Origin of the sequence: Virgisporangium aurantiacum, assembly GCF_016863635.1 — a bacterium.
In the GTDB taxonomy this organism is placed as follows: domain Bacteria; phylum Actinomycetota; class Actinomycetes; order Mycobacteriales; family Micromonosporaceae; genus Virgisporangium; species Virgisporangium aurantiacum.
Map to the genome: position 1 here is coordinate 1 of NZ_BOPG01000006.1, position 18,671 is coordinate 18,671.

Annotated in this window: 15 protein-coding genes; 6 read left to right on the forward strand and 9 right to left on the reverse strand. The window is 71.8% G+C overall.

Annotation, left to right across the window (positions count from 1 at the left end; genetic code table 11):
* The 3 genes from Vau01_RS03985 to Vau01_RS03995 form a co-directional block, all read right to left on the reverse strand.
* A partial coding sequence (locus Vau01_RS03985) for a glycosyltransferase family 39 protein (RefSeq protein ID WP_203987305.1) occupies positions 1 to 1,593 on the reverse strand: 1,593 nt, incomplete at its 3' end.
* On the reverse strand, positions 1,590 to 3,137 hold the full coding sequence (locus Vau01_RS03990; protein WP_203987308.1) for a sensor histidine kinase: 1,548 nt from the start codon (positions 3,135 to 3,137) through the stop codon (positions 1,590 to 1,592). The genes Vau01_RS03985 and Vau01_RS03990, both read right to left, overlap by 4 nt.
* The gene (locus tag Vau01_RS03995) at positions 3,115 to 3,849 is read right to left on the reverse strand and encodes a response regulator transcription factor (RefSeq protein ID WP_275423911.1); all 735 of its coding nucleotides are present in this window, start codon (positions 3,847 to 3,849) and stop codon (positions 3,115 to 3,117) included. The genes Vau01_RS03990 and Vau01_RS03995 overlap by 23 nt, the downstream gene beginning before the upstream one ends.
* 234 nt (positions 3,850 to 4,083) lie before the next feature.
* Here Vau01_RS03995 and Vau01_RS04000 point away from each other — a divergent pair, with 234 nt between their 5' ends.
* Both Vau01_RS04000 and Vau01_RS04005 read left to right on the forward strand, forming a co-directional pair.
* Positions 4,084 to 7,077 carry a S8 family serine peptidase gene (locus Vau01_RS04000; protein ID WP_239151283.1) on the forward strand — a complete coding sequence of 998 codons (2,994 nt, stop codon included), beginning with the start codon at positions 4,084 to 4,086 and terminating at the stop codon, positions 7,075 to 7,077.
* Positions 7,078 to 7,153: 76 nt separating this feature from the next.
* On the forward strand, positions 7,154 to 7,612 hold the full coding sequence (locus tag Vau01_RS04005; RefSeq protein ID WP_203987310.1) for a hypothetical protein: 459 nt from the start codon (positions 7,154 to 7,156) through the stop codon (positions 7,610 to 7,612).
* 11 nt (positions 7,613 to 7,623) lie between these two features.
* On the opposite strand, the gene Vau01_RS04010 is transcribed toward Vau01_RS04005, so the two are convergent.
* The 5 genes from Vau01_RS04010 to Vau01_RS04030 all read right to left on the reverse strand — a co-directional run bounded on the left by Vau01_RS04010 (position 7,624) and on the right by Vau01_RS04030 (position 11,877).
* Positions 7,624 to 9,072, reverse strand: a complete 1,449-nt coding sequence (locus Vau01_RS04010) for a S10 family peptidase (protein WP_239151284.1) — start codon at positions 9,070 to 9,072, stop codon at positions 7,624 to 7,626.
* Between the two features lie 31 nt (positions 9,073 to 9,103).
* Positions 9,104 to 9,931, reverse strand: coding sequence for a ricin-type beta-trefoil lectin domain protein (locus Vau01_RS04015; protein ID WP_203987312.1), 828 nt, complete (start codon positions 9,929 to 9,931; stop codon positions 9,104 to 9,106).
* Positions 9,932 to 10,008: 77 nt separating this feature from the next.
* Complete coding sequence (locus Vau01_RS04020; protein ID WP_203987315.1) at positions 10,009 to 11,034, reverse strand: LacI family DNA-binding transcriptional regulator; 1,026 nt, start codon at positions 11,032 to 11,034, stop codon at positions 10,009 to 10,011.
* Positions 11,035 to 11,155: 121 nt separating this feature from the next.
* Positions 11,156 to 11,443 carry a YiaA/YiaB family inner membrane protein gene (locus Vau01_RS04025; protein ID WP_203987317.1) on the reverse strand — a complete coding sequence of 96 codons (288 nt, stop codon included), beginning with the start codon at positions 11,441 to 11,443 and terminating at the stop codon, positions 11,156 to 11,158.
* Between the two features lie 47 nt (positions 11,444 to 11,490).
* A complete protein-coding gene (locus tag Vau01_RS04030) occupies positions 11,491 to 11,877 on the reverse strand; it encodes an ATP-binding protein (RefSeq protein ID WP_239151285.1) in 387 nt (128 codons plus the stop codon).
* Between the two features lie 163 nt (positions 11,878 to 12,040).
* On the opposite strand from Vau01_RS04030, the gene Vau01_RS04035 reads away from it, so the two are divergent.
* The 3 genes from Vau01_RS04035 to Vau01_RS04045 all read left to right on the forward strand — a co-directional run bounded on the left by Vau01_RS04035 (position 12,041) and on the right by Vau01_RS04045 (position 17,026).
* On the forward strand, positions 12,041 to 14,437 hold the full coding sequence (locus Vau01_RS04035; RefSeq protein WP_203987321.1) for an ATP-binding SpoIIE family protein phosphatase: 2,397 nt from the start codon (positions 12,041 to 12,043) through the stop codon (positions 14,435 to 14,437).
* A 341-nt stretch (positions 14,438 to 14,778) separates the two neighbouring features.
* Positions 14,779 to 15,612 carry a hypothetical protein gene (locus Vau01_RS04040; protein WP_203987323.1) on the forward strand — a complete coding sequence of 278 codons (834 nt, stop codon included), beginning with the start codon at positions 14,779 to 14,781 and terminating at the stop codon, positions 15,610 to 15,612.
* Positions 15,613 to 15,940: 328 nt separating this feature from the next.
* A complete protein-coding gene (locus Vau01_RS04045) occupies positions 15,941 to 17,026 on the forward strand; it encodes a carboxylate-amine ligase (RefSeq protein ID WP_203987325.1) in 1,086 nt (361 codons plus the stop codon).
* A 1-nt stretch (position 17,027) separates the two neighbouring features.
* Here the strand turns inward: Vau01_RS04045 and Vau01_RS04050 are convergent, their stop codons facing one another.
* Entirely contained in the window at positions 17,028 to 17,231 is a 204-nt protein-coding gene (locus Vau01_RS04050) for a hypothetical protein (protein ID WP_203987327.1), read from the reverse strand.
* A gap of 87 nt (positions 17,232 to 17,318) precedes the next feature.
* Between Vau01_RS04050 and Vau01_RS04055 the strand changes: the two genes are divergently transcribed.
* Positions 17,319 to 18,647, forward strand: a complete 1,329-nt coding sequence (locus Vau01_RS04055; protein WP_203987329.1) for a DUF2252 domain-containing protein — start codon at positions 17,319 to 17,321, stop codon at positions 18,645 to 18,647.
* The last annotated feature ends 24 nt before the right edge of the window (positions 18,648 to 18,671 follow it).

Here is an 18,671-nt window from a genome sequence, read left to right on the forward strand (position 1 = left end):
GGCTGGGCCGCCGAAGTTCGGCCGGCCACCGGCGCCACCGGCGCCACCACCGCCACCGGCGCCGCCTGGGCCGCGGCCGCCGCCCGGGCCGCTCCCCGCAACGGCGGGACCGGCGGTCGGGATCGATCCCGTCTGGGCGGACGCGGCCGTCTGCACCGAGTACGCCAGCGGCGCGGCGATCACCGTGGCGATCGCGGCCACCGCGACCACCCTCGCCACCCACGGCAGCGCCGACCGTAGCCGGAGGGGACTGCGCCCGTATCCCCGAAGCATGTCGAGAAACACCAGCGCGACCGCCGCGACCACGCCGACCACGATGATCGCCGGGCGCAGCCACGGAGCGAAGGAGGCGCTGCGGCCGAGCAGCACGTAGGCCCACCCGACCGATACCAGTAGCGTCGCGGCCAGCACCAGGTTGCGCCAGCGCCCGGCGACCAGCATCGCCCCGGCGCCCACCAGCGCGCCGACCGCCGGCGCCAGGGCCACGGTGTAATAGGCGTGGAAGATGCCCTGCATCTGGCTGAACACCGCGCCGGTGAGCACCAGCCAGCCACCCCAGAGCAACAGTGACGCGCGGACGCGGTCGGTACGCGGTGTGCGCGCGGTGACCACGAGGCCGGCGACGAGCAGGATCAGCGCCGCCGGCACCAGCCACGCGATCTGCCCGCCGATCTCCGCGTTGAAGAGGCGGCCCGGGCCGGTCTCGCCCCAGCCACCGCCCCCACCGCCGACGCTGCCGGTCTCCTCGCCGGTGAGCCGCCCGAGCCCGTTGTAGCCGAGGGTCAGTTCGAGGATCGAGTTGTTCTGCGACCCGCCGATGTACGGGCGGCTCGACGCCGGCCACAGTTCGACGATCGCGACCCACCAGCCGCCGGCCAGGATCATCGACCCGCCGGCGGCCAGCAGGTGCCAGCAGCGCTTACCGAGCCCGGTCGGCGCGGCTACCAGGTACACCAGGGCCAGCACCGGCACCACCAGGAACGCCTGCAGCATTTTGGTGAGGAAGCCGAATCCCACCAGCGCGCCGGCGAACATCAACCATTTCACCGAGGCGTGTTCGAGCGCGCGCACCGTCGCGTACGCGGAGCCCACCAGTAGCAGTACCAGTAGTGCGTCGGGGTTGTTGAAGCGGAACATCAGCGTCGCCACCGGCGTGGTCGCCAGCACCGCGCCGGCGATCAGCCCGGCCACCGGCCCGTGCCACCGTTTCACCGCGGCGTACAGCACGGCCACGGTCGCCACGCCCATGAGGGCCTCGGGCACCAGCAGGCTCCACGAGTTCACCCCGAAGATCCGCGCCGACAGGCCCATGATCCACAGCGCGGCGGGCGTCTTGTCGACGGTGATCGCGTTCGAGGCGTCGAACGACCCGAAGAACCACGCCTTCCAGCTTTCCGACCCGGCCTGCGCGGCCGCCGCGTAGTAGGCGTTGGCCCACCCGTTCGCGCTCAGGCCCCAGATATAAAGGACCGCGGTGGCCGCGAGAAGCGCCAACAGCGCCGGGCGTGGGCCTTCAAAAAGCTTTATGAGACGCCGTGCGCGCGGCCCGGAAGCGACCCCTGTTTCGAGAACGGGGTGGGTCAACGTGGTCATGATTCAACGTTGATCGACCCGCCTATCCCGACCGTGTGCTGTTCCTGTGGCCCGCCTGTGAAGCGGGGCAGGGTCACCGTGAACGTGGTGCGCCCGGGTTCGCTGTCGACCCGAACGTCACCGCCGTGCGCCTGCACCACGGCGTCGACGATCGACAGGCCGAGGCCGGTGCTGCTGCTGCCGGCGGCCCGGGCACGGGAGGTGTCGCCGCGGGTGAACCGCTGGAAGATGTTCGGCTGCAGGTCGGCGGGGATGCCGGGGCCGTTGTCGCTGACGACGAGCTCGCCGTCCGGGGTGACCTTCACCGTCACCTCGGTGCCCGGTGGCGTGTGGGTGCGGGCGTTCGCCAGCAGGTTGGCGAGCACCTGGTGCAGGCGGGCCGGGTCGCCGACCACCACCACGGGCTCCTCGGGCAGGTCGAGCCGCCACCGGTGCTCCGGCCCGGCCACGTGCGCGTCGCCGACGCTCTCCACCACCAGCGCCGTCAGGTCCACCGGGCCGACCTCCAGCGGCCGGCCGGCGTCCAGCCGGGCGAGCAGCAGCAGGTCCTCCACCAGGGCGGTCATCCGCTTCGCCTGGGTCTCCACCTTGTCGAGCACGGGCTCCGGGTCGACCCCCGCGCGCCGGCCGAGCTCGGCGTACCCGCGGATCGCGGCCAGCGGCGTCCGCAGTTCGTGGCTGGCGTCGGCGATGAACTTGCGCAGCCGGGTCTCGCTGGCCTGCCGCGCGGCGAACGCGCTCGCGACGTGCCCGAGCATCCGGTTGAGCGCCGCGCCCACCTGGCCCACCTCGGTACGCGGATCGGTGTAGATCGCGGGCACCCGCTCGGCGAGCGCGACGTCGCCCGCGTGCAGCGGAAGCTCCGCCACCCGGGCCGCGGTGGCGGCGACGCGGTTGAGCGGCTTGAGCGTCACCCGGATGAGCGCGCTGCCACCCAGCCCGACGGCGAGCAGCGCGAGCAGCGAAACCCCGATCTCCACGAACGCCAACCGTTCGAGGGTGTCGTACACATCGTCGACGGGCAGGCCGGTGACGATCACCGAGCCGTCCGGCCGCTCGATGGCCAGGAGCCGGTACCGGCCGAGCCCGGGCACGTCGCGGTTGTGGGCCTTGCCGTCACTCGCCACCGCCTCGATCGCCGCGTAGGTCTCGGGATCGAGGTCGTCGGGCGGGCCGGGGCGGGAGGAGTAGAAGGAGCCGAACAGGACCTCGCCGTTGGACAGGGTCGCCGACAGCGTGCCGGAGCCGAGGCCGGCCGCGCCGATCGGATCGGGCCGGCCGTAGCGCGGGTTGCGCCTCCCCTCCGGTTTGTCGAGTTCGGCGACGATCCGGTCGTTCGCCTGCTGCACCTGCTTGTCGGTCTTGTTGATGAGGTACCGGTGCAGGGCCACCTCGGTGGCGACGCCGATGGTGGCGCACAGGGCGGCGACCACGAGCAGCAGCATCACGAGCAGCCGCGCCCGCAACGACCAGGCGCGGGGGCGCCGGGCCGGCGAAGCCGGCCCGGCGCCCCCGCGCACCTCACGCAGCCGGCTTGAGGACATACCCCGCTCCGCGCATCGTATGGATCATGGGCTCGCGCCCGACGTCGATCTTCTTGCGCAGGTAGGAGATGTACAGCTCGACCACGTTCGCCTGGCCGCCGAAGTCGTAGTTCCACACCCGGTCGAGGATCTGCGCCTTGCTCAACACCCGCTTCGGGTTGCGCATCAGGTAGCGCAGCAGCTCGAACTCGGTGGCCGTCAACGTGATGATCTCGCCGGCGCGGCGCACCTCGCGGCTGTCCTCGTCCATGGTGAGGTCGCCGACCACCAGCTGGGCCTCGCTGTGCGCGGTGGCCATGCCGGCCCGGCGCAGCAGGCCGCGCAGCCGGGCCACCACCTCCTCCAGGCTGAACGGCTTGGTGACGTAGTCGTCGCCGCCGGCGGTGAGGCCGGCGATGCGGTCCTCGACGGCGTCGCGGGCGGTAAGGAACAGCACCGGCACGTCGGACTGCTCCGACCGCATCCGCCGCATGACCTCCAGGCCGTCGAAGTCGGGCAGCATGACGTCGAGCACGACGGCGTCGGGCCGGAAGTCACGGGCGGCGCGCACGGCGCTCGACCCGTCGCCGGCGGCGCGCACCTCCCAGCCCTCCAGGCGCAGCGCCATCGACAGCAACTCGGCGAGCGGGGCCTCGTCGTCGACCACGAGCACGCGCAGCGGGCTCCCGTCGGCCCGGCGCAGCTGCTGGCTTTCCGTCTTCACACTGGTCACGACCCAATCCTGGAGCGGCGACCTGTGGGCCGCCCCTACGGAACCTGTGTACCTGCTGTGTGCCGCCGGCGCAGCTTGATCGACCAGAGTCGGCACCCCTACGCCTGCCCCTACAAGTGTGCGGCGGCGCCGTCCAGCGCTTCCCGCCCAGTGACACATGCAAATAGGCTTCGTGTCCCGCCGCCGTTGGTTCCCCGCGGCGGTATCCCCCGCAGGCACGGAGGTTTCACACCGGTGTCACTCTCCCGACGAGCCGGACTGCGACGTCCGGCTGCGCTCGCTATCGCCACGACGGCGATCACCGTCCTCGCCCTCTCACCCCCGGCCCAGGTCGCGGCGGCACCCGCCGCCCCCACGGCCGGCACCTACCTGATCCAGCTCGCGGGCGCCCCGCTCGCCGCCTACACCGGTGGGGTCAGCGGCATCGCCGCCACCAAGGCCGCGCCCGGTGCCAAGATCGACCGCACCTCGTGGAACTACCAGGCGTACCGCGAGTACCTCAAGGGCAGGCGTGCCGAGGTGCTCGACCGGGCCAAGATAGCCAAGAGCAAGCAGGTGGCCGAGTACGACACCGTCCTCAACGGCGTCGCGGCCAAGCTCACCGCCGACGAGGTCACCAGGCTCAGCCGCACGCCCGGCGTGGTCAAGCTCTGGAAGAACGAACTCTTCAAGATGACGACCGTCAGCACCCCGAAGTTCCTCGGGCTGGAGGGCTCCGGCGGGGTGTGGAACCAGCAGTTCGGCGACCCGTCCAAGGCCGGCCTCGGCACGGTCATCGGCGTCGTCGACTCCGGCATCTGGCCGGAGAACCCGAGTTTCGCCGCCCTGCCCGAGCCGCGTCCCGACGCCGACGTCATCGCGTCGAAGTTCAGCGGCCCGTGCCAGACCGGTGAGTCGAAGGCCGGCTTCCCCGACTTCGCCTGCAACAACAAGGTGATCGGCGCCCGCTACTACGACTTCGGCGCGCCGAAGTACACCGACGAGGACTTCAAGTCCCCGCGCGATTCCGACGGGCACGGCAGCCACACGGCGAGCACCGCGGCCGGCAACTACGGCGTCCCGGCGACGATCAACGGCATCGCGGTCGGCAACGTCAGCGGCATGGCGCCGGCGGCCCGCATCGCCGCCTACAAGGTCTGCTACAGCAACGGCTGCGGCGGCCTGGAGATCGCGGCCGCGATCGACGACGCGGTCGCCGACGGCGTCGACGTCATCAACTTCTCGATCTCCGGATCGACGAACTCGCTGACCGATCTCACCGAGACGGCGTTCTTCCACGCCGCCGCGGCGGGCGTGTTCGTGGCCGCGTCGGCCGGCAACAACGGCCCCGGCCCGGAGACGGTCGCGCACAACGGCCCGTGGAACATGACCGTGGCCGCGAGCACCCACGACCGGTTCTCCCAGAAGTCGGTGACGCTCGGCAACGGCGCCACCTACACCGGTGCCGGCAACGGCGGGGCGTTCGGGCCCGCGCCGCTGATCGACGCGGTGAACGCCGGCCTGCCCGGCGCCGACCCGACGCGGTTGGCCCAGTGCTTCCCCGCCAACGAGAACGGCGGCGTGGCGGTGCTCGACCCGGCCAAGGTCGCCGGGAAGATCGTGCTGTGCCGGCGGGGCGGCTCCTCCCGGGTCGGCAAGAGTCTGGCCGTCAAGGAGGCCGGCGGCGTCGGAATGGTCCAGTACAACAACACCAACGCCGAGTCGATCAACGCCGACTACCACTTCGTGCCGACGGTGCACATCAACAACACCGGCGGCCTCGCGGTGAAGGCGTACATCGCGTCGACCGCGAACCCGACGGCGTCGTTCGCCGCGGCGGTGCCGCAGACGGTGCGGGCGCCGCAGATGGCGTCGTTCTCGTCCCGCGGCCCGGCCATCGCCGGCACCGGCGACCTGCTCAAGCCCGACGTCACGGCGCCCGGTGTCGACATCATCGCCGCCGTCTCGCCGGTCGGCCACGCCGGTAACCTGCACGACTCGCTGCAGGGCACCTCGATGTCGAGCCCGCACGTGGCCGGCATCGCGCTGCTGCTGCGGTCGAAGAACCCAACCTGGTCGCCGATGGCGGTCAAGTCGGCGATCATGACGTCGGCCACCACCAAGGACAACACCGGCCAGCAGATCCCGGCCACGCCGCTCGACTTCGGCAACGGCCACGTGCGTCCGGCCGGCGCGTTCGACCCGGGCCTGGTGTACGAGTCGAACCCGCTCGACTGGTTCCAGTACACCTGCGGGGTCGGCCAGCACCAGGACCTCGGTGACGGCTCCGACGTCTGCGACCTGGTGGGCCAGATCGACCCGAGCGACCTGAACTACGCGTCGATCGCGGTCGGCGACCTCGCCGGCAAGCAGACCGTGACCCGCACGGTCACCAACACCACCAACCAGGCCAGCGTCTACGTGCCCAAGGTGGAGGCACCGGCCGGGTTCACGGTGAAGGTCACCCCGGCGGTCCTCACCGTCCTGCCGCGGAAGTCGGCGAGCTACACGGTGGAGATCACCCGCACCACCGCGGCGCTGGGCTCCTGGGCCTTCGGCTCGCTCACCCTGGCCGACCTGCGCGGGCACAGCGTGCGCAGCGCGATCGCGGTGCGTGCCACGCAGGTCTCGGCGGTCGCGGAGGTCACCACGTCCGGTCCGTCCGGGTCCGTCGAGGTCCCGGTCCGGGCGAACTACAACGGGACGCTCGGAGCGCGGCCGGTCGGCCTCGTGCCGTCGACCGTGCACACCAAGCACGTGGAGGGCACCGACTCCGGGTTCGACCCGGCCGACCCGCAGGAGGTTCCGGGCGTCGCCAAGTTCACGGTGACGGTGCCGGCCGGTGTCACGGGCAGGTTCGCGACGTTCCAGTCGGACTACGCCCCGAACACCGACCTCGACATGCACGTCTACAAGGACGGCGAGCCGTACTCGATCAGCGGCGGCAGCAACTCCGACGAGGCGGTGACGGTCACCGAACCGGGCACGTACGACATCTACCTGCTGGTGTTCAGCCTGCCGGGCGGTGTCGACGCGGTGGACATCAAGTTCCACTCGTTCCTGCTGGGCTCCACGGCGTCCGGCAACCTCACGGTGTCGCCCGCCAGCCAGGCGGTCACCGTCGGTGGGAACAAGTCGGTGACGGCCACCTGGTCCGGCCTCACGCCGGGCAGCAAGTACCTGGGTGGCATCGAGTGGACCAACGGTGGTGCGGTGCTCGACCGCACGTTGATCCAGGTGCAGGCCTGATCTTTTTGATCTGAGCTCCCGGTCCTCCGCGAGGAGGGCCGGGAGCTTTGACGTTCACCCGGTACGCTCTGGCGTCGTGGCCGAGTCCGACGAGCGTCCGCTCACCCTGTTCCTCTTCGTTGCGTGCGGGTTCGGCTTCGCCGGCGCCGTGATGCTGCTGCTCACCCCGTTCCTGCCGCTGGCGTACATCGACCTGCTGGGCGAGTCGATCGAAACCGACCTGGGCGGCTCCGGCTGGGGCGTGTTCCTGCTGGGCCTGGTGGCGGCGGCTTTCCCGGGCGCGGCGATCGCCCGGCGCAGCCCCGTGTACGCCACCGGGATGATCCTGCCGGCGATCGTGGCCATCGGCTGGTCGGGCTGGTACGCGTTCAGCCGCATCCCCGAGCTGGCCCGGCTGGCCGACTCGGCCTCGCTGGGCTCCGGCGGCATGCTGTTCGTGTTCTCCGGCCCGGTGCTGATGATCGGCGGGATGGCCGCGCTGATCGCGACGTACGGCCGCCTGCGCCAGCAGGCCGAAGCCGCGCAGACCGACTGACCCGCCGCGCATCAACCGCCCGACGGCGCCTGGACGAACTCGCGCAGGTGCTCGGACTGGGCGAGGCGGCTCGGCTCGTGGACGTACATCATGTGGCCGGCCTCGAAGTACTCCACGCGGATGTTCGGCCGCAGCTCGGCCGGGATCGCCAGGTGCGCGAGGGTGTGTTCGGTGGCGAAGTAGGGCGTCGCGCCGTCGTGGTAGCCGCTGGCCACGTAGACGCGCAGGTGCGGGTTGGCGCGCATCGTGGCGGCCAGGCGGTCGGCGACGTTGACGAACTGGCCCTCGAACTCCTTGAACGACCAGGGTCGGACCTTGTCGGTGAGGATGTTGTACGGAAGGTCGTTCTGGTACGTCAGTTCGGTGCGGACGTAGTGGTTGAACACACCCGTGTACGGACCGATGATCGCGTCCATCGACGGGTCGGCGCTCCAGCGTTCGAAGCCGTAGTCGGCGTCCCAGCCGAGGAAGCGGCCGTCGAGGCGGCCCACCGTGCGGCGGCGCGCACGGAGCAGTTCGGTGAAGAAGCGGACGTGCTCGATGCGGAGGTCGACCCGGTCGATGTAGTCGACGGACAGGCCGGTGAGGCGGGCGAGCGTGGTGGCGGCGTCGGCGCGTTCGTCGGCGGTCATGCGGGCGCCGCGGGCCAGGGCCCAGGGGTAGTCGCGCTCGGCGAAGGCCTCGGCCTCCGCGAGAACCTCGGCGAGGGGACGGTCGCCGTGCAGGCCGTGGTAGTGGGCGATCGCCGCGTACGTGGGGAGATACAGCGGGTACGGGTCGTCGTTGTGGCCCTCGAACTCCAGCGTGCCGAGGTCGAGCACCGACGAGATGAGCATCAGCCCGTTCAGCGCCATGCCGTACTGCTGCTGCAGGTGCCGGGCCAGCGCCGCCGCCCGCAGCGTGCCGTAGGACTCGCCGCACAGGTACTTCGGCGAGAGCCAGCGGCCGTTGCGTGACGTCCACAGCCGGATCACCTCGCCGACCGAGTTCAGGTCGCCGGTGAACCCGTGGAAGTCCTTCGGCTTGCCACCCTTGACCGCCCGGGAGTAGCCGGTGGTGATGGGATCGATGAACACGAGGTCGGACTCGGCGAGCAGCGTCTCGTGGTTGTCGGTGAGGCCGTAGGGCGGCGGCTTGAGCGTGCCGACGTCGCCCATGTCGACGCGGCGCGGGCCGAGGAGCCCGAGGTGCAGCCAGACGCTCGCCGACCCGGGGCCGCCGTTGAACGCGAACGTGACCGGCCGGGTGAGCGGATCGGCGCCCGGCTTGACGTACGCGGTGAGGAACACCTCGGCGGTCGGCTCGTGGCCGTTGAACGCGTCGTCGGTGATCTTTTCCTCGCGAAGCACGATGCGCCCGGTGGTGACGGTGTAGCTCAGGTCGCCGACGCTGTGCGCCGTCGTGACCAGATCGTCGACCGGCTTGTCGGCGTCGTCCTTCTTCTTCTCTTCCTCGGCCATGAGCAACGACAATACGTCAAGCAATCGCTTCCTAGTTCATGGTCCACTTCTGGCTCGCCGCGCCGGCGCAGTCGAAGACCGCCAGCCGGGTGCCCGGGTCGGACCGGCCGCCGACGGTGCCCAGGCACTTGTTCGACTGCGGGTTGCGCCAGGTGCCGTCGCCGCGGATCTGCCACTGCTGGGCGTCGGTGCGGTTGCACTGGTAGAGGATCACCGGCGTGCCGTTGGCCTCGCCGCTGGCGAACACGTCGAGGCACCGGTTGGCTACCCGCAACGTCCCGTCGCCCGGTGCCGACCAGCGCTGGCTGTCCCGGTCGGCACAGACCGCGAGTTCCGGCCGGTCGCGGTCGGCCGCCAGGCACCGGCCGCCGATACCGACGACGGCGCCGCGGTGGGCGGCGGGTGTCGCCGACGCAGTCGGCGTCGGAACTCCGCGCGCCGACGCCGACGCGCTCGCCCTCGTGCTACTCGCCGATGGTTTCGTCGACGGGCTCGCGGACGTCTCGTCGTTGGTGCGGGCCGACGCCGACATCACGGGCAGGGCCACGCGCGGCGACTGCTGGGCCAGGTCGGGGCCGATCTCGGCGTCATCCGGCCGGAACTGCAGGGCGACCGCCACCACCAGAACGACCACCGCGACCGGCACGACCATGAACCACCAGCGGCCGCGCCGCTGCCGCTCGACGTGGACCGGCTCCAACGGCGGCGCCGCCGGCGTCGACGGCGTCGAAGCCGGCGCGGATCCGGGCGGTTCCGCCGGCACCGCGGCGATCTGCTGGGTGGCGGTGGAGTCGTTCCTGGACGGCAACCAACCGCCGACCCGGAGGCGGTCGTGGGGGTCGTTGTGGGATTCGGTCACCGTCGATCTCCGCGCGCGAGCACCGGAGCACGCTATCCAATGTGAACCTGGTTCGGATACCCGGGATCCGGTTGTTTTCAGCGAGATTCCGGGCGCGGGGGCGCCGTGCTGCCGCGCGGGACGAGCCGCGGGGTCTCGTCCTGGAAATCGTCGGTGGGCACGCCCTCGATGAGAGAGAGGAGAAGGCGCGCGGCGTGGGAACCGTAGGCCGCGATGTCGCGGTTCAGCGCGGTCAGAGGCGGGTGGACGAGTTGGCAGAGCGGCGAATCGTCCCACGCGACGATCGACACGTCGCCGGGCACCGAGCGGCTCATCTCCTGCGCGACGGCCAGCCCGGCCACCGCCATCACGTCGTTGTCGAAGAGGATCGCCGTGGGCGGGGTGCGCGAGCTCAGCAGCCGCCGGGTGATGCGGGCGGCCGTGGCGCCGGTGTAGTCGGCCTGCACCATCTGCTGCTCGCCGATGCCGGCCCGGGCGCACGCCGCCACGAACGCCTCGTTGCGGATGCGGGTGTGCAGCAGTTCGGGCAGGCCGGTGACCCGGGCGATCTGGCGATGGCCGAGCGCCACCAGGTACTCGACCACGTCGGTGAGGGCGGCGGCGTCGTCGGCCCAGATGCCGGAGAGGTTGCCGGCGCCCTGCGGGTCGCCGATGACGACCGCCGGCAGGCCGAGCTTCTCCAACTCGGGGACGCGCGGATCGTCACGCCGCAGGTCGACCAGGATGACGCCGTCGACCCGGCGCTCGGCCCACCAGCGGCGGTACACCTCGACCTCGGCCACCGGGTCGGCCACCACCTGCAGGGTAAGCGCGTACGACCGGGCCGACAGTTCCGCTTCCAGGCCGCTGATGAGCTCCATGAAGAATGGTTCGATGCCGAGCACCCGGGCCGGGCGGCAGAGGATGAGGCCGACCGCGTAGGCGGCGGCACCGGACAGCGCCCGGGCGGCCGTGTTGGGACTCCAGCCGAGTTCCTCCGCGATCGCCCGGATGCGGACCCGGGTCGCCTCCGAGACACCGGCCTGACCGTTCAACGCGTACGACACGGCGCCCTTGGACACGCCGGCTTGCCGGGCGATATCGGCGATCGTCGGCCGTTTCACACGCGCTCCAGGACAGTGGGTCAATCAACCGGTTCACCTTACCGTTCAGTTCGTGTCGTAGGCGATGGGGTTTGTTAGAAGTCCTCTCCTCCTTACCCGGTTAAGTTGTCTGCGGCAACGTTCAGCTGACGACCCGGTACGGGTCGTGCTCGGCGAGCATCTTCTCGACCCGGGCCTGGTCGATGCGACCGAGGGCGCTGGTCGCCTCCTGCTGGTCCCGGACGACCTTGGCCAGGGTGAAGGTGGAGGTCACCACGTAGAGCACGCCGACGGCGAGGAAGCCGCGGACCCACACGTCGACCTCGAGGCTGACCACGCCGATCACCAGCGCGGAGATGGAGACGGCGAACGAGAGGATGGACTGGATGAGGAAGGCCGCACTGGGCTTGGCCTGAGACGCGACAGTCATGGAACGAGACTGGCGGTGGCGCCGCCGGAGAGCCTGAGTACGCGAGCCTAAATCGCCATCGTCAGTTGGACCCGGGTGCCGTCGCCGCCGGTCTCCACGTCGAACGAGTCGCACAGGTGCCGGGCCAGCCACAGACCGCGGCCACCGGTGGCATCGGTGGGCGGCAGCGCGCGGCCGTCGAACCGGGCCGGCTCGCCCGACCCCTTGTCACTGATCACGCAGCGCAGGCCGGCGGCGGTGCGCATCAGCAGCAGCAGGCCGCGGCCGCCGCCGTGGCGGACCGCGTTCGTCATGATCTCGTTGACCGCGAGCACGAACCCCTCGAGCCGGAGCCCGGCGAGGCCGGCGGCCGTCGCGAGCCCGGCGATGTCATGCCGGACGGCGGTGATCGCGTCGCGGTCGAACTCGAATCGCAGGAGTATCGCCTCATCCACCGGACGCACCGCCACCCTCGACGGGGTTCACCCGGGTAGGGTGCTCCCGCCTGGTCAGAGGGCCCGCCGACGGCATTCCCCGAGCGTACGCGCCGCACGCGGGGAGCGTCCGCACGCAGTAGTCTCATCCGCAGTAGGTGTCGGACGAAAGGGCGAGCCTGAGGTGACGGTCGATGGCGCCAGCACGCTGCCGGTGGCCGACATGCTCGCGGTTCTCGACGCGGAGAGCCAGGGCTGGGCCATCGGGCAGGCCGTGTGGGCCGACGGGGCGATCGTCGACTTCGTCCTCGTGTACCTGAACGAGGCCGGCGCGGCAATTCTCGGGCGTCCCCGCACCGAGCTGATCGGCCGGCGCTACCGCGACCTGTGGCCGGAGACCGTCCACGACGGGACGCTGCCGCTCTACGTCGACGTCGTGCGCACCCGGCAGCCGGCCTGCCGAACGGTGTCCTACGAGCGGTCCACCATCGCCGGTCACTTCGAGATCCGCGTCGCGCCCTGGGGCGACGGCTTCGCCGCCCGGTTCGTCGACCTCGCGAAGGTCACGGTGCAGACGGGGTCCGACGCGGGCGCCCGGCTGTTCGACGTCCTCGACGCCGCCTTCGACGGGTTCATGCTGCTGCGGGCCGCCGACGGGAAGACCGACTTCGTCTGCGAGTTCGTCAACCAGACCGGTGCCAAGCTCAGCGGCGGCACGCCGGAGGACCTCGTCGGTCGCCGGGTGCGCGAGTTCGCGCCGGCGAGCGTCGAGGTCGGGCTGCTCGACCACGGCCTCGACGTGCTGCGCACCGGCGAGACGTGGCACCGCGAGGTGTCGAGCGCCGACCACGCCCGGGTGTGGGACATCAAGATCTCCCGGGCCGACCCGGAGCGCATCGCGGTGTCGTACCGCGACATCACCGATCGGGTCCACCAGCAGCAGCGCATCTCGCTGAAAGAGGCGCAGGCCCTGTACGCCGCCGAGCGGATGGCCGCGCTCCAGGCGCTCACCGCCGCCCTCGCGGCCGCGATCACCCCGGCCGACGTCTACGCCGTGATCGGGTCGCTGGTCCGGCCCTCGGCCGGCGGCGCCGGGCTCGTCGTCCTGCTGCGGGACCAGGCACGCCTGACCGTCCACCACGACACCGGCTACGAGCGCGACGTGATCGAGCGGCTCGACGGCCTGCCGCTGACCCACAGCTACCCGGCCACCGAGGTGATGCGCACCGGTCGGCCGCGGTACCTGTCCGACCTGGCCGGGTTCGAGGCGGCCCAGGCGGGCGAGGCGGCGCCGGTGCCGGCCGGCGACCGGAAGGCCTGGGCGTTCCTGCCGCTGGCCGCCGCCGGGGAGGTGCTCGGCGTCCTCGTCATCGGCTACCGCGACCCGCGCGAGTTCGATGAGGCCGAGCGCGACACCCTGATGGCGTTCAGCGGGCTGAGCGCGCAGGCGCTGCAGCGCGCGCTGCTGTTCGAGGCGCAGCGGTCGATCGCGGCCGACCTGCAGCGGGCGCTGCTGCCGGCCGACCTGCCCCACCTGCGCGGCGCCCGGCACGCCGTCCGCTACCTGCCCTGGACCCACGGCGCCGACGTCGGCGGCGACTGGTACGACGTCATCCCGCTCGGGCCCGACGCGGTGGCCGTCGTGATCGGCGACGTCGCCGGGCACAGTCCCACCGCCGCGGCCAGCATGGGGCAGATCCGGAACGCGCTGCGGGCGTACGCCGTCGAGGGGCACTCGCCGACCGGCGTGATGGACCGGGTCAACAAGCTGCTGCTGCGGGTGGAGCCCGACACGGTGGCGTCGTGCTGCTACCTCGAGGTGCACCTCGCCGAGGGCACCGCCACCGCGGTCATCGCCGGACACCCGGTGCCGGTGCTGACGGCCGACGGGGTCACCCGTCCGCTGACGCTGCGGTGCGGCCCGCCGCTGGGCGTCGAGACCGAGGCCGGGTACATCGACACCAGCTTCCTGCTGCCCGGCGCCAGCGCGCTCGTCCTCTACACCGACGGCCTCGTCGAGGACAGGCGCTACGACATCGACCGCGGTGTCGCCGACCTCTGCGCGGCGGTCGGCGCCGCGCCGACCCTCGACCCGGAGGTGCTGCTCGACCACATCCTCGCCGCCGACGTCGGGCCGATCCCGCGCAGCGACGACGTGGCGATCCTCGCGCTGACACTCGACCACGACATTCCGGCCGGCGGCCGCCGGCACGCCCAACGCCGGTTCGGCGGTGACGCGGCGTCGGCGCCGGCGGCCCGCCGGTTCGCGGCCGACATCCTCACCGCGTGGAACGAGGCGGCCCTGATCGACAACGCCCGCCTGCTGCTCGGCGAGGTCATCACGAACGCGGTGCAGCACACCGTTGGCGACGTCGAGGTGCGGCTGGCGCTGGGTCCGCAGCGGTTGCGCGTCGAGGTCCGCGACCGCAGCGACCGCCAACCCGACCGGCGCTCGGTGACCGACGAGAGCGAGAGCGGCCGCGGCCTGCACATCGTCCAGGTGCTGGCCAGAGACTGGGGCTACGAACCCATCCCGGCGGGCGGCAAGGTCGTGTGGTTCGAGCTGGACCGGGCCTCATGACGATCTGGTTCTGCACGGCGTGCGGCACCCCGACCGGTTCGCCGGGTGACACCTGCCCGCACTGCGGGTCACCGAGGCCGGCCGCAGCGCCACCGCCGGTCGCCGGACCCCCGATGCCGGGCCCCGCGCCTGTGACCGCCCCGCCATTCATGGCCGGCCCGCCGCCGGCCGCCGCGCCGCAATTCGCCGCCGGACCGCCGCCTGCGTGGCCGCCGGTCGCCACTGGGCCGCCATTCGCCACTGGGCCGCCGCCCGCCGCCGGGCCGCCATTCGCGGCAGGGGCGCCGCCGGCTGCCGGGGCGCCGTTCGCCGCCGGGGCGCCGGTTTCCGGGGTCGAGCCGGTGACCGCGCCGCCGTTCGCGACCGGGCCGCCGCCGGGCATGCAGTACCAGGTGGTTCCGCCGGGCTTCGAGAACCAGCCGCCGCCCGCCTTCGAACCCGGCTACGCGAGCTACCAGCCCCAGCCGGCGTACGACCCGAACAATCCGGCCTACCAGTCGGCGCCGGCGTTCGTGCCGGCCGAGGCCTACGGCCCGCCGCTCTCCCCGCCCCAGGCCGCGCCCCGGCGCCGCTGGTGGGTGCCGGTGCTCGTCGCCGTGGTGGTGCTGCTGGCCATCGGCGCGATCGCGACAGTCGTGCTGGTCGACCAGAACGGCGACGGCACCGCGAACCCAGGCCCGACCTCGACGCCCACGGCCGCCACCTCGGCCCCCTCGAGACCTTCGCCGAGCGCCACGGCGACCTCTTCGTCACCCCCGCCCGCCGGGCTGGTGACCACCGACCCGTCGGTCACCGACAGCCGCGCCGTCGACGTGGCCGCCCTCTTCGAGGACTACTTCACCGCGATCAACAACCGCGACTACGACCAGGCCCTGGCGGCCTACGACCCCGCGGGCGTCATCAACCCAGGCAACGCCAAACAGGCCGCCGACTTCAAGCAGGCGATCTCCACCACCACCGACAGCCAGATCGTGCTCCGCTCGGTGGGCCCGCCCGCGAGTGGCCGCGGCATACTCGACGCGCGCGTGACGTTCCGCAGCAACCAGCAACCCGGCTACGGCCCCCGGGAACGGCCCGGCGAAACCTGCACCGCGTGGGACGTCACCTACGCCCTCAGCCAGCCGGCCGGCGCCTACAAGATCCTGATCGGCAAGGCCACCAGCACCGCCTGCTGAGCTCGCCCGCGGCCCCGTCGACGACCCGATGACCCGGGTGAATTGAGCGCTTTATCCAGCCTGCGTGGGCCCGGGTTTGCGGATCTTGGACGCCGGACGGGCCTGTGGCACCTCGCGCAGTCCAAGATCGTCAACGAAGGACGAGCCGGCGACCGCGAGATTCCAAGATCCGCAAGTCGGGCGCGTACCGGCCCAGCCTTGCCGGGCCACCATGATCGCGGCGCGAGGAAGAAACCCGTAGTCAGACTTCAGTTTTCTTCCTCGATCAGCGATCTTGGCCGCCGCTGACCACGGCGGTGGGGGCGCACCACACAGTAGGGTGCGTCGCGTGTCTGTTGGGGCGACCGTCGGGGTCGAAGAGGAGTTCCATCTGGTCGACCCGAAAAGTGGGGAGCTGAGGTCGGGCGCGCGCCGGTTGCTCGCCGTCGATCCCGAGGCGGCGCACGGTGCCGAGGCGGAGCTGCGGCTGTCGATGATCGAGACGGCGTCGGCGGTCTGCCACGGGCTCGACGAACTGCGGCGGGACCTCGCCATGCGGCGGGCCGAACTGGCGGCGGCCGCGCAGGAGGCCGGGTTGGCGATCGCCGGTTGCGGGAGCGTGCCGGGCTCGGGCACCGGCCGCGGGGCGGTCTTTCCGGACGCGCGGTACGAGTGGATGGCCGGGCAGTACCGGCGGCTGGTCGACGAGCACCAGGTGTGCGCCATGCAGGTGCAGGTCGGCGTGCCGGACCGGGATCTCGCGGTGCGGCTGATGGCGCACCTGCGTCCATGGTTGCCGGTGCTGCTCGCGATGAGCGGAAGCTCGCCGCTGTTCCAGCACGGAGACACCGGCTACGACTCGTACCGGACCGTCGCCATCTCGCGCTGGCCGACCACCGGCCCGCCGCCGCTCGTCGACACCGCCGCCGAGTACGACGAGGCCGTCAGAGCGCTGGTCGGCACCGGCGTCATCAGCGACCCGGGAATGATCTACTTCGACGTGCGCCCGTCGGCGCGCTACCCGACGTTGGAGATCCGGGTGGCCGACGCCTGCCCGCTGCTCGACGACGTCGTGCTCATCGCGGCGCTGGCCCGGGCACTGGTCACCACGGCCGCCGGCAGCGGGCCGGACGGGCCGCTGCCGACCTATCCGCTGAACCGGGCGGCCACCTGGCGGGCGGCCCGGTCGGGGCTCGACGACGGGCTGGTGCACCCGGTCGACTGGCACGAGGTGCCGGCGGGAGAGGCCGTGGAGGCGCTGCTCACCCACGTCCGTCCGGCTCTTGAAGAGCGCGGCGAGTGGGCGGCCGCGCGGGGCCTGACCACCGCGTTGCTCGCCCGGGGAACGTCGGCCCGCCGCCAGCGCGCGGCGCTGACGGCGGGCGGAGATTTCACTGCGGTGGTCGCGTCGGTGATCGCCGAGACCACCGGCTGAATCAGACGCGCGACCGGCGGCGGTTGCGGTACCAGCCACCGGTGCGGCCGCTCAGGTGCGACCCGACGCCGCCCAGGTGCAGAGCCATCAGCAGCAGCGCGACGATGACGAAGGTGAACAGGTCGATGGTGCTTCCGAGCCCGACGTTCGCCAGATCGAGGATCAACGCGAGGCCGAGAACGACAGCTGCGACGATCGCGAGCATTATGTCCTCCGGGGGGATAAAGGGCTTCCTGCCACCGCAATACCCGAATTGGCTTTCGGCTACACGGCCGGCGTTACCGTGTGCTCCATGAGCAACCTGTTCACGTCCTGGCGGGACGCGGCCGAGGTCGTCGCCGAGGGGGCGGCGCGGCGGTCGGCGGTGCCGGTCGAGGAGATCGCGCGGTACGAGCCCACGCCCGGTCGGGCCGACCCGGTCAAGTTGGTCGAGGCGACCAACGCCGACCGGTTGGTCGACCTGATCCCGCTCCGCTACCAGCGGATGTCCGAGACGCCGTTCACGTTCCTGCGCGGGGCGGCCACCGTGATGGCGGCCGACATCGCGCACGCCCCGAACACCGGGTGGGTCGGGCACATCTGCGGCGACGCGCACGCGTCCAATTTCGGTTTTTACGCCTCGCCGGAGCGCCGGCTGATCATGGACGTGAACGACTTCGACGAGACGGTCGTCGGCCCCTGGGAGTGGGACCTGAAGCGGCTCGTCGCCAGCCTCACGGTGGCCGCCCGGTCGAGTGAACTCAGCGACGAGGCCGGCCGGCAGGCGGCCCACGACTGCGCCGCCGGCTACCGGGCCGCCCTGGCCGAACTGGCGACGATGCCGCTCTTCGAGGGTCACCACATGACCACCTCGCACAAGACGCTCGCCCACATCGACATGGGCGACATCGCCGACATGTTCGAGCGGGTCTGCAAGAAGGCCCGCAAGAACACGAGCCGGCGCGTGGCGGAGCGGTACACCGCCCGGCCCGACGTGGACTGCTGGCACTTCGTCGCCGACCCGCCGGTCCTCACCCACATATCGGACGAGGAGCGGGCGCACGTGCTGGCCGGGCTCGACGCGTACGGCGAGACCATCGGCGACGAGCTGCGCCGGCTGCTGTCGCGGTACTCGGTGAGCGACGTGGCACACCGCGTCGTCGGGCTGGGCAGCGTGGGGCTCCGCTCGTACGTCGTCCTCCTGAAGGGCAACGGTGACGAGGCTCTCATCCTCCAGGTGAAGCAGGCCCGGCAGTCGGCGCTGCGGCCGTTCGTCGACCACGTGGACCGCCACGAGGGCCAGCGGGTGATCGAGGGCCAGCGCTGGATGCAGACGGCCAGCGACCCGCTGCTGGGCTGGGCCACCGTCGACGGCCGGCCCTACCTGGTGCGCCAGTTCCGCGACATGAAGGGCAGCATCGACCCGAGCCTGCTCAAGGCCCGCCAACTCGACGACTACGCCCGGCTGGTGGGCGTGGTGCTGGCCCGGGCGCACGCCCAGTCGATCGACCCGCGGCTGCTCCACGGCTACTGCGACGCCGACGGCGAGGGGTTCGACCGCGCGTTCGGGGAGTTCGCGGTGGCGTACGCACGCCAGACCGAGGCGGATCACTCGGCGTTTCGTGCGAGTGTGGCTACGTAAAGTCACGGCGGACAGTGAAGACTG

Bases quoted from the DNA above. Each gene is read 5' to 3' on its own strand.
- Vau01_RS03990 (WP_203987308.1), bottom strand. From the start codon at position 3,137: ATGTCCTCAAGCCGGCTGCGTGAGGTGCGCGGGGGCGCCGGGCCGGCT.
- Vau01_RS04055 (WP_203987329.1), top strand. From the start codon at position 17,319: ATGAGCAACCTGTTCACGTCCTGGCGGGACGCGGCCGAGGTCGTCGCC.
- Vau01_RS04050 (WP_203987327.1), bottom strand. From the start codon at position 17,231: ATGCTCGCGATCGTCGCAGCTGTCGTTCTCGGCCTCGCGTTGATCCTC.
- Vau01_RS04010 (WP_239151284.1), bottom strand. From the start codon at position 9,072: ATGGCCGAGGAAGAGAAGAAGAAGGACGACGCCGACAAGCCGGTCGAC.
- Vau01_RS04025 (WP_203987317.1), bottom strand. From the start codon at position 11,443: ATGACTGTCGCGTCTCAGGCCAAGCCCAGTGCGGCCTTCCTCATCCAG.